Raw genomic sequence first — 14805 nt, 5'->3', positions numbered from 1 at the left:
TCAGCGCAGGCGGCGGATGCGTTCGCTGGGGCTGACCACGTCGGTCAGGCGCACGCCGAAACGGTCGTTAACCACCACGACTTCGCCGTGCGCGATCAGCGTGCCGTTGACGAATACGTCCAGCGGTTCACCGGCGCCGCGTTCGAGTTCCACCACCGAGCCCTGGTTGAGCTGCAGCAGGTTGCGGATCGGCATGCGCGTGCGGCCCACTTCCAGCGACAGCGTGACCGGCACGTCCAGGATCACGTCCAGGCTCATGTCGCTGTCGTTGTCGTTGTCCTGCACGGAGGCATCCGGGCGGGTGTCGCCGAAGGCGGCGAGGGTGTCTTCGTTCTCGGGAATCATGGAGTGGCGTCCTGGAAGGCGACGGGTGTCAGGGCATGGCGGGGCGGCGCCGTGTGCTTGTGGTGGCTGCCGGGAGGATGCTTGGCGGTGATCTTCACCGCGTTGTTGCCGTTGGAGATGCCGAACTCGCCGGTGAACACCGGCACCTGCTCGACGCACACCGGCACCGACTTGGGCAAGTCGATGGGCAGGATGTCGCCCACCTTCAGCCGGGTCAGCTGGCGCAGGTTGATGCGCTTCTCCGCCAGTACGCTGGAGACGGTGACTTCGGCGCCACGCAACTGTTCGTGCAGGGTGACGCGGAAGCTGTCGTCGTCGTGCACGCGGTCGGACTGGATGCCCGCATCGAGCAGCTCGCGGATCGGTTCCAGCATCGAATACGGCAGCGTCACGTGCAGGTCGCCGCCGCCGCCGTCGAGCTCCACGTGGAAGCGGCTGACCACCACGTATTCGCGCGGGCTGACGATGTTGGCGAAGTGCGGATTGACCTCGCTGGTGATGTACTCGAAGTCCACCGGCATCACCGGCGCCCAAGCGTCGATCAGGTCGGTGAAGGTCTGCTTCAGCAGCAGCTGGATCACCCGCATCTCGGTGGCGGTGAACTCGCGCCCCTCGATCTTGGCCGGGTAGCGGCCGTCGCCGCCGAAGAAGTTGTCCACCATGGTGAACACCAGCTTGGGTTCGAACACGATCAGGCCCACGCCGCGCAGCGGCTTGAACTTGACCAGGTTGAGGTTGGTGGGCACGTACAGCGAGTGCAGGTAATCGCCGAACTTGATCGTCTCGATGCCGCGCACCGACAGTTCGGCCGAGCGCCGCAGCAGGTTGAACAGGCCGATGCGCCAGGTGCGCACGAAGCGCTCGTTGATCATCTCCAGCGTCGGCAGCCGGCCGCGCACGATGCGGTCCTGGCTGGCGAAGTCGTAGGTGCGCGCGATGGTGGGATCGACCGGCGGTTCCTCGGTCTCGATCGCGCCGGTATCCACGCCATTGAGCAGGGCGTCGATCTCGTCTTGCGACAGCAGGTCACTGGTCATCATGGCGTCGCGGTTCCGTCACTGCATCACGAAGCTGGTGAACAACAGGGCGTCGGCGGAGGGCTTGCCGGTTTCGGCGACCAGCAGCGCTTTCACTTCATTGAGTGCGGTGTTCTGCAGGCGCTCCTTGCCTTCGCGGCTCATCAGGCCGGCAGCGTCCTGCTGCGCGAACAGCATCAGCAGGCGCGCGCGGATGGCGGGGGCATGCAGTTCGATGGCCTTGAGCGCTTCGGGATCGCGCGTCATCAGCTGCACTTCGACCTGGAGGTAGCGTGCGCCGCCCGTTTCGCCGACGAGATTGACGACGAACGGCGGCTCCAGCGCGAAGTACTGGGCCGGCGCAGGCACCTCGCCCGGGCTCTTGGCCTTGGGTGCGTCGGCCTTCACTTCCTTGCCGGCATGGCTGGCGAAGTACCACGCGCCACCGCCGGCGGCACCGGCCGCGACCAGCGCCACCAGCCCGATCGTCAGCAGCGACTTGCCGCCCTTGGGCTTGTCGGCCTTGTCGGCCTTGGATTTGCTTGCGGTCTTGTCGGCAGCTGCCACGGCGGTGGATCTCCTGAGGGGTCTGCCCAGGTGATGCAAGCGGCATGCCGTGGTGGGCAGGAGAGCCCGACGGGGTTTTGACGGGGTAGCTTCTGTAGGAGCGACGTGAGTCGCGACCGCACGTCACGGCGGTCCGGAAACGATGTGCGCGCAAGGATGGCCGCGTGGGCCGGCGCCAATGGCGCCGAATTTCCATGGTCGCGACTCACGTCGCTCCTACAGGAACAGCGATCCGTCAGGCGTACGCGTCCACCAGTCCCCGCGCCGTCATGCGGACGGTACGCGGTGTCTCGGCTGCGGCGTCGCTGGTGTCTGCGGCGCTTTCACCGTGTTGCGCCGTGCCGCCGTGCGACGGCGGGGCATGCTGCTGGCCGACATCGGCGTGGGCGAGCTGGAAGCCATGCTGGCCCAGCATGTCGCGCAGCTTGGGCAGGCTGTTTTCCAGCGCCTGCCTGACGTCCGCCTGGGCGCTGGTGAAGTCGGCATGCACGCGGTCGCCGTCCAGTCGCAGGCGGATCTCCACGGTGCCAAGGTCGTTCGGGGTCACCTTGATGTGCGCGTGGCCGATCTTCTGGTCGGCCATCCAGCGCACCGCATCGGCGACATCCTCGTCGAAATGGCCACCATGCAGGTCGGCGCTCGGTGCTTCCATCGCATTGACGGTCTCCGTGCGCGAGAGGCCGAGCGGGGCGTTCGACGCGCCGACGCCGGCGAGGAGCGTGCCGGTGGGCGACGTGGTGGTCTCCGCGTCGTCGCTGCGCAGGGCGTCGATGATGTCGCGGCCGAGGTTGATCACGTCCGGTATCGCGGCGGCGACCTGGCCGGTGGCCAGGTGGGCGGTGAAGGAGAGCAGGTTCTGCAGCGGCGCCCTGGCCACATTGCCCGTCGCGGCGGTGGCCGTCGGCGACGCCGTCGCGGGCGCGTCGGTTGTGGGGGTGGCGGCGTTCTGGAGGTCGGGCGGAACCGCGTTGCCGGTGTCCGCGGCGACCGGGGTAGCCAAGGCGCCCGCCGGAGAAGCCGGCGTCGTGGCGCGACCGCCGGCCAACACGGCGTCGGGGGAGGGGACGGCTTCTGCAGGCATCACGTCGCCGAGCAGTGGATTGCCCAACAGCGGATTGCCCAGGGGATCGGTCGGCACGGTGATGCCGGGATCAGTCAGCGGAATGGCAGCCGCCGGTAGCGGAACCTCCGGCAGCACCAGCGTCGCAACGCCAGCCTCCTTGATGTCCTGATCGTCCGTCGTGCGCGCCATGTCGTCGGGGTGGCGGTTGGCGGCGTGCGGTTGTTGCAGGGCGGTGGTCTCCTGCCCCTCGTCGCGCCGGGGCGCGGACTTTCGGGCCGGGGCTTCGTCACGCGTCGCCGGGTGACGCACCATCTCGTCGAAGCTGGGCTTCGATGGGTCCGGTGTGCTTTCCCGTGCCTGTGCGACACCGCCTGCGGCGGCGGGGAACACGGTCTTGCCCGCGGGAGGCAGCGACGCCATCGGGGATGGCATCAGGATTCCTCGCTTTCCTGTGCGGTGGCGGCCAGTCGCGCACGGCGCGCGCCCAGGTCATCCATCTCGCGCTGGTCGCGCCGTTCCACCACCTGTCGCTCCTGGGCGCGGTAGCTGGCGGCGAGCTGTTCGAGCACCTGCTTGTCGCGGCTGGCCAGCAGCAGGCGGTCGCGCTCGATGTCCACGCTACTGCGGCTGCGGTCGACGTTCTGCAACTGCTGCGCCAGCGCCTGGTCGATGCGTTCCAGGAAGGCACGGCGATTGGCCAGCTGTGCAGGACTGGTGGCGGCCATCTGGCTGTTGGCGTAGTCCTCGGCGTACTGCCGCAGTTCCTCCAGGCGCGACTCGTGCTGCGCCAGCGTGTTCTGGCGTTCGGCCAGGTCGCGGGCAACGGAATCCTCGTGTTCCTGCGCGCGGCGCAGCAGGGGGTCGATTCGGCGGGACTGCATCATGGCGGGGATTCCTTGGCGTTACTGCGGGCTGCGGGGCGCGGGGGCACCGGCAGCGACGTTGCGTTGGACCAGCGATTCGAGGGCGGCACGGCTGCTGGGCAGGTCGGCGGCGTGCGCCACGTCCTGGCCCAGGAATTCGACGATCTCGGGCCAGCGTTCCAGCGCTTCATCCACGGTGGGATCGTTGCCGCGCTGGTAGGCGCCGATGGCGATCAGGTCGCGGTTGCTGGTGTAGGCCGACAGCAGGCGCTTGAGCTTGCGGATGCGGTCGCGCCAGGTTTCGTCGGCGATCTCGGTGACCACGCGGCTGACCGAGGATTCCACATCGATGGCCGGATACAGGCCGCTGTCGGCCACGCGGCGCGACAGCAGGATGTGGCCGTCGAGGATGGCGCGCGCGGCATCGGCGATCGGATCCTGCGGATCGTCGCCTTCGGTCAGCACGGTATAGAACGCGGTGATGGAACCACGCCCCTTCGCACCATTGCCGGCACGTTCCACCAGGGCGGGCAGGCGCGCGAACACCGACGGCGGATAACCGCGCGTGGTGGGGGGCTCGCCGACCGACAGGCCGATCTCGCGCTGGGCCTGCGCGAAGCGGGTCAGCGAGTCCATCAGCAGCAATACGTTGAGGCCCTGGTCGCGGAACCATTCGGCGATGGCGGTGGCGCGATACGCACCCTGCAGGCGGGCCAGCGGCGGCCGGTCGGCGGGACTGGCCACCACCACCGCACGTGCCAGGCCCACCGGGCCGAGCGTGCTTTCGACGAAGTCGCGCACTTCGCGGCCACGTTCGCCGATCAGGCCGACGACGATCACGTCGGCGGCGGTATAGCGGGTCATCATCCCCAGCAGCGTGGATTTGCCCACGCCGGAACCGGCGAACAGGCCCACGCGCTGACCACGGCCGATGGGTAGCAGCGCGTTGATCGCGCGCACGCCGACATCAAGGGGTTGGGTGATCGGTTCGCGCGACAGCGGGTTGATCGCCATGCCCGCGAGGCTGACGCTGCCTTCGGCCCGGATCGGGCCACGGCCGTCCAGCGGCACGCCATCGCTGTCGATCACGCGCCCCAGCAGCCCTTCGCCCACCTCGACGCCGCCGCGCCGCCGCGAGGGCACCACGCGCGCGTTCGGCAGCAGGCCGTGCAGTTCGGCGCTGGGCATCAGGTAGGTGCGTTCGCCCGAGAAGCCGACGACTTCGGCATCCACCCAGCCGCCGTCGACCACTTCCACCTTGCAGGTGGCGCCCATCGGCGCTTCGCAGCCGATGGCCTCCAGGGTGAGGCCGACGGCACGGCGCAGGATGCCTTCGCGGATCAGGCCGCGGCCACCGAGCTCGGGATTGATCTGCGACAGGCGCGCGGACAGGCGCAGGTCGCGGGCGGTCAGCCATTCCAGCGGTTGGGCGCTCATGCGCGCGTGCTCCGGTTGAGCACGGTTTCCAGCGCGCCGCGCAGGCGGGCCTCCAGCGTCCCGTCGATGCGTACGCTTTCGGCATGCACGCGCAGGTCGCCGCGGCTGAGCGAGGTGTCCGCCGTCAGTCGCGTACCCGGAGCCATCGCCAGCACCGGGGTCAGGGCCGCGATGTCGTCGGGATGCAGCCGCAGTTCCACTTCGCGCTGCGCGCCGCCGACGGCATCCAGTGCGCTGGTGGCCAACTCCTGCAGCAGGATCGGGTCGGTCTGGTAGGCGCGGCCCACCAGGGCACCGGCAATGCGGACGGAAAGTTCGGACAGTGCAGCGACGACTTCGTTCTCGAGCCGGTCCAGCGGGCGCGAGAAGTTGTCGAGGATGCCTTCCATCTGTGCGGCCAGCCGGCGGACTTCGGTCTGGCCGGTCGCGAAGCCTTCGGCATGGCCTTCGGCCAATCCGCGTTCGAGCCCTTCGCGGTACGCGGCATCCTGGATGGCCTGGATCTCTTCGATCGTCGGCGGTACCAGCGGCGGGGCTTCCTGCTCGGGGGCGGGCGCCGCGACGACGACATCGAGCGGCGCGGGCATCCAGCGCAGCGGCGACGGCGTGCTCATACCATTTCCTCGGCACCGGCCATCAGCGAGATCACGCCCTGGTCAGCCAGGCGGCGCACGATGGCGAGGATTTCCTTCTGCGCGCCTTCCACATCGGACAGGCGCACCGGGCCCCGTGCTTCCATGTCTTCGACCAGGATCTGCGCGGCGCGCTGGGACATGTTGCGGGTGATCTTTTCTTTCACCTTGGCGTCGGCGCCGCGCAGCGCCAGGCCGAGGCGATCGTTCGGCACTTCGCGCAGCAGCGCCTGCAGTTCGCGGTCGCCCAGGTCGGCCAGGTTGTCGAACACGAACATCAGATCCTGGATGCGTGCGCCCAGGTCGGCGTCGACCTGGGTGATGTTGCCTAGGATGAGCTGGTCCTGGCCGGAGTCCATGAAATTGAGGATGTTCGCCGCGACCTTGACGCCGCCGATGCTGGAGGCCTTGAGGTTCTGGTTGCCGGCGAACTGGCGCTCCATGATCTCGTTGAGCTCGTTCAGTGCATTCGGCGGGATGCCGTCCAGCGTGGCGATGCGCAGGAGCACGTCGGTGCGGGTGCGCTCGGGCAGCAGCTTGAGCGTGTCGGCGGCCTGGTCGCTGTCCAGGTGGGCCAGCACGATGGCGATGATCTGCGGGTGTTCGTTGCGCACCAGGTCCGAGATCGCGCGCGGGTCCATCCACTTCAGCGTGTCCAGGCCGGTGGTGTTGCGGCCCAGCAGGATGCGGTCGATCAGGCTGCCGGCCTTGTCTTCGCCCAGTGCCTGCACCAGTACCTTGCGCACGTAGTCGTCGGCGCCCATGCCCAGCGAGGTCTGCTTGTCCAGCGATTCGCCGAACGTGGCCATGACCTGCATCACCTGCTCGCGGCTGACGCCGGAGATGGTGGCCATGGCGATGCCGAGCTTCTGCACCTCCTTGGCGTTCATGTGCTTGAGCACTTCGGCGGCATCTTCCTCGCCGAGGGAGAGCAGCAGCACGGCTGCGCGCTGCACGCCGTTGAGTGCCGGTTCCTGTACGTTATTCATCGCTGGCCACCCAGTCCTTCACTACCTGCGCCACCTGCTTGGAATCGGTCTTCACCGCCTCGCGCGCCTGGCGCAGGCGGTCTTCGTAGGCGTCGGAGGGCAGGGCGCGCATCGGGGGCAGCGCGTCGTGCGACAGCGTGGCCACAGCGCCGGCCTGCATGTCGTCATCGTCCATCACGGTGACGTCGATGCCGTCGTCCTCGTCCTCCACCTTCCGCCGGGCGGCGGGGTGGATGATCTGGCGCATGGCCGGACGCAGCACGCCGAACAGCAGCGCGATCACCACCAGCGCGCCCAGGCCGTAGCGGGCGATGTCGCGCAGCATGGGGTTGTGCAGCCACGGGCTTTCCCAGAACGGCACGTCCTGCGGTGCCTCGGTTTCGCGCACGAACGGTGCGTTCATCACCGACACCGAATCGCCGCGCGCCGCGTCGAAGCCCACGGCTTCCTTCACGAGCGCTTCGATGCGGGTCAGCGTGGCGGCGTCCAGCGCGGTCATCACCACCTTGCCGTTCTCGCCGGTACGCGGCACGTGGTCGACCAGCACGGCGGCGGTGACGCGGCGCACGCGGCCGGCCGGCTGGCGCGTGTGCTGCAGCGTGCGGTCCATTTCGAAATTGCGGGTGGCGCTGCTGCTGGTCTCGACCGGCGCGGCGGGATTGGGCGCGGCGGCCGCGTTGGGGCCGGGCGGCGTGTTGCTGGTGGCGCCGGGCACGCCCTCCGGGCCGGTGCCGGCGACGCTGTTCTGGCTGACCTGCTCGCTGCGGATCTTGGCCGGATCATTGGCGAAGGTTTCGCGCGCCTCCTCGGTGACCGAGAAGTCCATGTCCACCGCGACTTCGGCATTCACGCGGCCTGGGCCGGTGAGCGGCTCCAGCAGTTCGCGGATGCGGTCGTTGAACGAGGTCTCCAGTTTGCGCACGCGTTCGAACTGGGCGGCGTTGAGCGCGGCTTCGCTGTTCGGGTCGCTGATGGTGAGCATGCGGCCGCTCTGGTCGACCACGGTGACGCGTTCGGGGGCGAGGTCGGGGATGGACGACGACACCAGGTGCACGATGGCATCCACCTGGTTGCGTTCCAGCAGGGCGCCCGAGCGCAGGTCCAGCACCACCGACGCGCTGGCCACTTCGCGCTGGCGGGTGAAGGCGCTGGGCTTGGGAATGGCGAGATGCACGCGAGCGTCGCGCACGGGGCGCAGGGTGGTGATGGTGCGGACGAGTTCGGTTTCCAGCGCGTGCTGGTAGCGTGCGTTCTCGACGAACTGGCTGACACCGAAGCCCGGATCGCGCTCCATCATCTCGAAGCCCAGGCGTCCGCTTTCGGCCAGGCCGGCGCCGGCCAGCTTCAGGCGGGCGTCGTGCAGGTTTTCTTCCGGCACGGAGATGGCACCGGTGCCCTGGTCCAGCTGGAACGGGATCTGCGCCGCGCGCAGCATGTCGGTGGCTTCGGCGGTGGCCTTCGCGTCCAGGCCGGTATACAGCGGTGTGTAGGCGGGTTTCTGCGACCAGAAGAACACCATCATTCCCACGGCGACCGCACCGGCGATCAGCAGCAGCGTGCCCATCTGCTTGAACACGCGCGCGTCCTGGATCCTGGTCAGCGCCGCGCCTGCCTTGTCGGCGGTCAGCGATTCCTTCAGGGCTTCCTTGGAAAGGGTCAGGGCCATGGTGGTGCGGTTCCTGCGCGGTCGGCTCGGTGGAGTGGGGCGGTCAGCGGTCGGGCATTGCGGCGGCGGGTTTTACAACGGCGGGACCTACAAAGGCGGGACCTACAAAGGCATGTTCATGACGTCCTGGTACGCCTGCACCAGGCGGTTGCGGACTTCCACCGTGGCGCGGAAGGCCACCTGCGACTGCTGCGCGGCCACCATCACCCGTGCCAGGTCCGCGCGCGGGTCGCCCAGTTCGAAGGCCTGCGCGAGCGCGCCGGACGTCTTCTGTGCTTCGTTCACGCCTTGCAGCGCGTTCTGCAGCGTGTCGCCGAAACTCGGCGCCTTGACGCCCGGCTGCTCGAGCCCCACCCGGTTCGGGGTGAACGCACCCGGGTTCGGCATCGGCTCGAGGGCACGCGTACCGACCTGGTGCTGGTAACTGCGGATCTGCGAGAGGATGGAGGAGACGTCGGACATGGGCGGGTGCTTCGGTCGTCGGGGTGTCTTGTCAGATCAGTTGCAAGACCCGTGCCGAAAACGCCGTCCGTCGCCAGTCAGTTTTCCGTCGCCAGGGCGACCTCTTCGCGCTCGATGCCGTACTTGCGCAGCTTCTCCACCAGCGTGGTGCGGCGCAGGCCCAGCAGTTGCGCGGCGTGCGCGACCACGCCACCGGCGCGGTCCAGTGCATCGCGGATCAGGTTCAGCTCGATCTGCGCGATGTGTTCGCGCAGGTCGATGCCGGATTCGGGCAGGCGGTCGGCCGGCGACACGGCAGCGGCCACGACGGCGGTCGGCAGCGGGGCCGGTGCAGCGGCCACCGGTGCAGGGGCCGGCGTCTGGGCGACCAGCGCCTCCACGCCTTCCGGCTGGTAGCGCTTGGGCAGGTCGGCCACGCGCACCAGTCCGCCCGGATGCAGTACCGCCAGCCGTTCGACCAGGTTGGTCAGCTCGCGTACGTTGCCCGGCCACGCATACAGGCGCAGCGCCTGCAGCGTCTCGTTGGCGAAGCGCACTTCCCCGCGGCCGGTGCGTGCCAGCTGCGCGGCGATGGTGGTGACCAGGTCGGGCAGGTCGTCGGCGCGCTCGCGCAGCGCCGGCATCTCGATGGGGAACACATTGAGACGGTAGAACAGGTCTTCGCGGAAGTGGCCGTCGGCGATGCGCGCTTCCAGGTTGCGATGGGTCGCGGCGATCACGCGCACGTTGCAGCGGATGGTCTGGTTGCCACCCACGCGCTCGAAGCTGCGCTCCTGCAGCACGCGGAGCAGCTTGACCTGCATGGGCAGGCTCATGTCGCCGATCTCGTCCAGCAGCAGCGTGCCGCCCTCGGCCATCTCGAACCGGCCCTTGCGGGCGCTGAGCGCGCCGGTGAAGGCACCCTTCTCGTGGCCGAACAGTTCGCTTTCCAGCAGGTCCGGCGGAATGGCGCCGCAGTTGATGGCGACGAACGGCCCGTCGCGGCGCGGCGACTGGTCGTGGATGGCGCGTGCCACCACTTCCTTGCCGGTACCGGATTCGCCCAGCACCAGCACGGTGGTGTCGAAGTTGGCGACCTGTTCGATCATGCGGCGCAGGCGGAGGACGGCCGGGCTGTTGCCGGTCGGGCCGCTGGTGGTGACCTGCTGCGCCTGGTGTTCGGTATCCAGCCGCTTCAGGCTGGCGCGGCGCAGGCAGGCTTCCAGCTGCGCGTGGCGGATGGGGCTTTCCAGCGTCCATACACCGGCGTGGTGCAGGCCGTGCGTGGCGGCGAAGGCGGCGGTGTCGCCTTCCATCAGCAGCACCGGCGGCGGCAGTTGCGCCTTGCCAAGCCAGGCGAAGAAGGCGTCGGCGGCCTTGCCATCGTCGAGGGTGCCGACGACGATCGCCAGCCAGTCGTGCGGGCGCTGGCGGCGCACATCCACGTCACCGGCGCTGGCGACCCAGCGGGGTGTCAGGTCCATGAATTCGAGCAGGCCGGCCAGGCGTTCGGCACGCGTGGCGTCGGCGTCGATGACGAGGATGCGGGATTCACTCATGGCGGCTGTCTTTGAACCTTTCGAGGATGGGCAAGACTTCCTGGATGTAGGAAAGCTTGCTGACGAATTCGTCGGCACCGGCGCGCATCGCATGTTCGCGGTGCTCGGCGTCGTCGAAATGGCTGGCGATCACGATGAAGGGCGGTGCGTCCTGCGTCTTGATGAGGCGGGTAGCCTGCAGGCCCCCCATCTCCGGCATGGCCAGGTCCATCAGCACCACGTCCGGACGCAGGGTCTCCGAGCGTTCGATGGCTTCCAGGCCGTTGCTGGCGCGGCCCACGATGTCCAGCCACTCCACCTTGCGCAGGTGGCGCAGGGCGGCGTTGATGAAACCTTCGTGATCGTCCACCAGCAATACGGTGATCTTGCTCATTGCGGTCGTGCTCCGTTCTTATCCGGCCTTGGCCAAGACCGGTACGGTAGCGCGTCGGCGTTCCCGGGCGGGAGCGATATCGAGCTGTTCCCGGTACTTCGCCACAGTTCTGCGGGCAATGTGGATGCCCTGGCGGGCCAGCAGGCCGGCGATGGCTTCGTCAGCCAGCGGCTTGCCGGCCGGTTCGGAATCGATCAGGCGGCGCACCATGGCGCGCACGGCCGGGCCGGACACGTTGGCGCCTTCCAAGCGCACCGCGAAGAAGTGCTTGAGCTCGAACGTGCCGCGCGGCGTCTGCATGTACTTGCCGGTGGTGATGCGCGAGACGGTGGATTCGTGCATGCCGATGGCATCGGCGATTTCCTTCAGCGTCAGCGGGGCCATCGCTTCATCGCCCTGGGCCAGGAAACCGGCCTGGCGCTCGACGATGGCGCGTGCCGTCCGCAGCAGGGTGTCGTAACGGATCGACAGGCCACGGGTCAGCCAACGCGCTTCCTGCAGCAGCTCGCGCAGCTTGCCGGCGCCTTCGGAGGCTTCGGCCTGGTCCAGTGCGCGCTCCTGCATCGGATTGACCCGCACGCGCGGCGTGGTCGCCGGGTTCAGGGCCACGCGCCAGGCGCAGTCGGCGTGCCAGGCGACCACGTCGGGGACGATGTAGCCGGTCGGTGCCGGCGCCAGCGACGCGCCAGGACGGGCATCCAGCGACAGCACCAGGCGCACGCCTTCCATCACCTGGTCGAGTTCCAGGTCCAGCAGTCGGGCGAGGGCGTCGTATTCGTGTGCGGCCAGCAGCGCCAGGCCTTCGGCGACGATGCGGCGGGCGACGTGGCGGCCGGGCACGCGGCCCTGCAGGCAGTCCAGCTGCACCTGCAGGCATTCGCGCACGTCGGCGGCGGCCAGGCCGGGGAATTCCCCGCGCAGCAGGCGCTCGCGCAGCAGCAGCGCAGCGTCGGTGGTCAGGTCGAAGCGGGCCGAGGCCAACAGCGCCAGGGTGTCGGGCGCCTGCTCCAGGTAGCCGGCATCGTTGGTGTGCTCAAGCCAGAAGGCGACCACGTCCAGCGCCCGGCCATCCAGTTCCAGCGCCAGGCGGTCGAGCACGCGCACGTGCGGGTCGCTGGATTCGCCGGCCTCGACCCGCTGCATGCGGTCGTCGTCGCCGTCCTGCCAGTTGGCGCCGGCCACGTCCCACAGGCTGGATTCGGGCAGTTCGTCGAACGCGGCGGCATCGAGGGCGGCGGCGTCCTGCGCCGGCAGCACGTCGATCTCGGCGACCGTCTCGGCATCCTGGGCTTCTTCGACTTCGAGCAGCGGATTGAGGTCCAGTGCGCGGCGCACTTCCATCTCCAGCTGCAGGCCGTCCAGTTGCAGCAGCCGGATCGACTGCAGCAGTTGCGGCGTCAGGTGGAGTTGCTGGCCGAGCTGGGTGGAAAGTCCCGTCTTCATTCCCGTTGTCCCCGATTCGATGGCGTGCCGAGGTCGGCTTCACATCGTGTGAACACTTTGGATGTCGGGTGACGGAAAAAAAATCAGGGCGTTTCTGGTTGTGCTGCGGGCGCGCCCCACTGGCCGTCAGGGTTTCCCCTACAGCGTCGGGTTATCGTCGATGGGAAGTGCCCGTCAGGGCGATGCGGCAACGGGAATCCGTCGCCGGCGGGGGTCATCCACGCCGTTCCTGCAAGGCTCAGGCCAGTTCGTTCTGGTGGCGTGCGGCCAGCAACAGCAGATCGTTGGCGCGACGGCAGCCCAGCGATTCCATCATTCGTGCACGGTGGGTTTCCACCGTCTTCACGCTGATGCCGAGTTGGGCCGCGATTTCCTTGCTGCTCATGCCGCTGCCCAGCTGGCGCAGGATCTCGCGCTGCCGCGGCGACAGCGCGGCGATGCCGGTGGGACGCTGCGGGTTGAGCATCGGCGCCAGCATCTTCGAGGACACCTGCGGACTCAGGAACACCTGGCCGCTGGCGGCGGCGCGCAGGGCGAGTTCAAGTTCCATCGGCGCGGCTTCCTTCACCACGAAACCGGCGCAGCCGCGGTCCAGCGCCACGCGCACCTGGGTGGGATCGTTGTGCATGGACATGATCACCACGCGGGTCTGCGGCAGCGATTCGCGCAGCAGCGGAAGCAGGTCGAGCCCGCTGCGGTCGGGCAGGGAGAGGTCGAGCAGGATCAGGTCCGGGCGGTGGATTGCCGCCATGTCCAGCGCCTGTTGCGCGTTGCAGGCTTCGGCCACGACATCCACGTCGGGCAATGACTGCAGCAGCCGGCCGATGCCGGCGCGGACCAGGGTGTGGTCGTCGACGATGAGTACACGCACAGGGAAGAACCAGTCGATATCGCGTTGCTTGGTGATGTCACGATAGCCGCGCTGTCCGCGTGCGCCAATTCAGAATCGCGATGGGAAAGTGAAACCACGACATCAGTCACACTTGTGGTGACCGTGTTTCCGTGAAAAGGGCGAATACCGCAATCGCGGCGTGTGATGCGTGCACATCGCGGATGCCGCAGTGGGCGTGGATGCGCGAAAGGTGGCTACGGACGAGCTGCGTGCTGGGACTGGCGGGCTTCGGCGATCTGGCGGCGATGCAGGCGGAACAGGTGGCGGTCCATGGCCTCGGCAAGGCCGGCGCCCAGGGTGTCGAACTGCAGCCAGAGATGTTGCATGCCTTGCGAGCCTTCAGCCTGTGCCAGCAACGTGGCGGGCAGTTCGATGTGGTCGCTCAACCAGGTGGCGGGCTGCACGGTCACCACGCCGGCGGCGCCGACGGCCAGTTCCGGCGGCGACACGACATCCAGGCGCAGGCCACGGTGCGACCAGCGCAACGGGGTGGCGGGCAGGGTTTCGTGCTGGCTGCGCGCCAGCCGGCCGAGCAGCGACAGCACCAGGTCCAGCTTGGCTTCGATGCGCTGCTGCGTGGGGGTGGCTTCCTTGCGGTCGTCCGGGTCTTCGCCGCGCACGTCCTCGGCGACCGCCAACCCTTTCAGCAGGGCCTCCGACGGGGCCTGCATCAGGACACGTGAACCCGCGTCAAAGCGCGCGGGCAGCACCACCTCGCAGGTGAGCGCGCCATCGAACAGCGCGTGCTCGGCAGGGTGCTCCACGAGGATGATCGAAGCGGTCATGGCTCACCCCTCGACAACGGAAAGGTAGGCGCGCGCGGCGCGGTCGGCGCTCTGGTTGACATGCATGCGGATACGCACCTGTTCGCGCGCATCCTGCATCGACTTCTGGAGTTCCAGTTGCGCACGCAGCAACACGGCCAGCGCGTCGTAACCGGCCGAGCGGCCACCGTCGGCATGCAGGAAGGCCCGCACGTCATGGTCGTGACGGTTGAGCAGGCGCTCGACGTCTTCCAGTTCGCCCGCGTGCAAGGCATGGCGCATGCCGTCGAGCTGGGCGAAGAGGTCGTCGAGGGCCGGTGTGGCGTTCATCGCGCGGCGGCCATGGCCGGGGGCTGGCGCTGCTCGGAGGGGATGGCGTTCCAGGCGGACTCGATCTCGCCAAGCAGATCGAGCGACTCGCGCAGTGCGGCGGCATCGTTGTGCAGGTTGGCATCGATCAGGCGCGTCTGCACGTAGTCGTACAGTGCGGAGAGACTGCCTGCGATTTCGCCGCCTGCCTCATGATCCAGCGAGCCATTGAGGTGCCCGATGATCGCGCACGCTTCGCCGATCGCCTTGCCCTTGCGTGCCAGGTCGCCACGTTCCATGCACGCGTCCGCCAGTCGCAGGCGTTCGCAGGCGCCCGACAGCAGCAGGGCCACCAGGCGATGCGGATCGGCGTCCATGACGGCGCTGCTGAGGCCGGTGTTGCGGTACTGGGCGGCGTACGAATGCGATGACATTCCATTTTCTCC

General features: G+C 68.5%; 16 protein-coding genes and 1 pseudogene. All 17 read right to left on the bottom strand.

The window, feature by feature from the left end:
* Positions 1-345 carry a flagellar motor switch protein FliN gene (fliN, locus tag IB223_RS15440; protein ID WP_192202648.1) on the bottom strand — a complete coding sequence of 115 codons (345 nt, stop codon included), beginning with the start codon at positions 343-345 and terminating at the stop codon, positions 1-3.
* Positions 342-1385 (bottom strand): flagellar motor switch protein FliM, encoded by a 1044-nt coding sequence (fliM, locus tag IB223_RS15435; protein ID WP_192202647.1) that lies wholly within the window; start codon positions 1383-1385, stop codon positions 342-344. The genes fliN and fliM overlap by 4 nt, the downstream gene beginning before the upstream one ends.
* Positions 1386-1400: 15 nt before the next feature.
* Complete coding sequence (locus IB223_RS15430; protein WP_192202792.1) at positions 1401-1958, bottom strand: flagellar basal body-associated FliL family protein; 558 nt, start codon at positions 1956-1958, stop codon at positions 1401-1403.
* Between the two features lie 205 nt (positions 1959-2163).
* Entirely contained in the window at positions 2164-3423 is a 1260-nt protein-coding gene (locus IB223_RS15425) for a flagellar hook-length control protein FliK (protein WP_192202646.1), read from the bottom strand.
* Complete coding sequence (fliJ, locus tag IB223_RS15420) at positions 3423-3875, bottom strand: flagellar export protein FliJ (RefSeq protein ID WP_192202645.1); 453 nt, start codon at positions 3873-3875, stop codon at positions 3423-3425. The genes IB223_RS15425 and fliJ overlap by 1 nt, the downstream gene beginning before the upstream one ends.
* 18 nt (positions 3876-3893) lie before the next feature.
* Positions 3894-5291 carry a flagellar protein export ATPase FliI gene (fliI, locus tag IB223_RS15415; protein ID WP_192202644.1) on the bottom strand — a complete coding sequence of 466 codons (1398 nt, stop codon included), beginning with the start codon at positions 5289-5291 and terminating at the stop codon, positions 3894-3896.
* Positions 5288-5812 (bottom strand): annotated as a pseudogene (locus IB223_RS15410) (FliH/SctL family protein); the annotation flags it as partial. The gene fliI and the pseudogene IB223_RS15410, both read right to left, overlap by 4 nt.
* An 89-nt stretch (positions 5813-5901) precedes the next feature.
* Positions 5902-6912 carry a flagellar motor switch protein FliG gene (gene fliG / locus IB223_RS15405; RefSeq protein ID WP_192202642.1) on the bottom strand — a complete coding sequence of 337 codons (1011 nt, stop codon included), beginning with the start codon at positions 6910-6912 and terminating at the stop codon, positions 5902-5904.
* The gene (gene fliF, locus IB223_RS15400) at positions 6905-8578 is read right to left on the bottom strand and encodes a flagellar basal-body MS-ring/collar protein FliF (protein ID WP_192202641.1); all 1674 of its coding nucleotides are present in this window, start codon (positions 8576-8578) and stop codon (positions 6905-6907) included. Before fliF ends, fliG begins: the two co-directional genes overlap by 8 nt.
* A gap of 102 nt (positions 8579-8680) precedes the next feature.
* The gene (fliE, locus tag IB223_RS15395; protein ID WP_142124897.1) at positions 8681-9040 is read right to left on the bottom strand and encodes a flagellar hook-basal body complex protein FliE; all 360 of its coding nucleotides are present in this window, start codon (positions 9038-9040) and stop codon (positions 8681-8683) included.
* Positions 9041-9117: 77 nt separating this feature from the next.
* A complete protein-coding gene (locus IB223_RS15390) occupies positions 9118-10578 on the bottom strand; it encodes a sigma-54 dependent transcriptional regulator (RefSeq protein ID WP_192202640.1) in 1461 nt (486 codons plus the stop codon).
* The gene (locus IB223_RS15385) at positions 10571-10951 is read right to left on the bottom strand and encodes a response regulator transcription factor (RefSeq protein WP_142124895.1); all 381 of its coding nucleotides are present in this window, start codon (positions 10949-10951) and stop codon (positions 10571-10573) included. Before IB223_RS15385 ends, IB223_RS15390 begins: the two co-directional genes overlap by 8 nt.
* A gap of 18 nt (positions 10952-10969) precedes the next feature.
* Positions 10970-12394, bottom strand: a complete 1425-nt coding sequence (gene rpoN, locus IB223_RS15380) for an RNA polymerase factor sigma-54 (RefSeq protein WP_192202639.1) — start codon at positions 12392-12394, stop codon at positions 10970-10972.
* A 238-nt stretch (positions 12395-12632) separates the two neighbouring features.
* Entirely contained in the window at positions 12633-13265 is a 633-nt protein-coding gene (locus IB223_RS15375; protein WP_142124893.1) for a response regulator transcription factor, read from the bottom strand.
* A gap of 215 nt (positions 13266-13480) precedes the next feature.
* Positions 13481-14071, bottom strand: coding sequence for a PilZ domain-containing protein (locus tag IB223_RS15370; RefSeq protein ID WP_192202638.1), 591 nt, complete (start codon positions 14069-14071; stop codon positions 13481-13483).
* Positions 14072-14074: 3 nt separating this feature from the next.
* Entirely contained in the window at positions 14075-14380 is a 306-nt protein-coding gene (locus tag IB223_RS15365; protein WP_142124891.1) for a hypothetical protein, read from the bottom strand.
* Entirely contained in the window at positions 14377-14793 is a 417-nt protein-coding gene (gene fliS, locus IB223_RS15360) for a flagellar export chaperone FliS (RefSeq protein ID WP_142124890.1), read from the bottom strand. Before fliS ends, IB223_RS15365 begins: the two co-directional genes overlap by 4 nt.
* Between the last annotated feature and the right edge of the window lie 12 nt (positions 14794-14805).

The sequence above is a fragment of the Pseudoxanthomonas sp. PXM03 genome, assembly GCF_014852005.1.
Classification (GTDB): Bacteria; Pseudomonadota; Gammaproteobacteria; order Xanthomonadales; family Xanthomonadaceae; genus Pseudoxanthomonas_A.
This window is presented reverse-complemented; position numbering and strand designations above follow the sequence as displayed.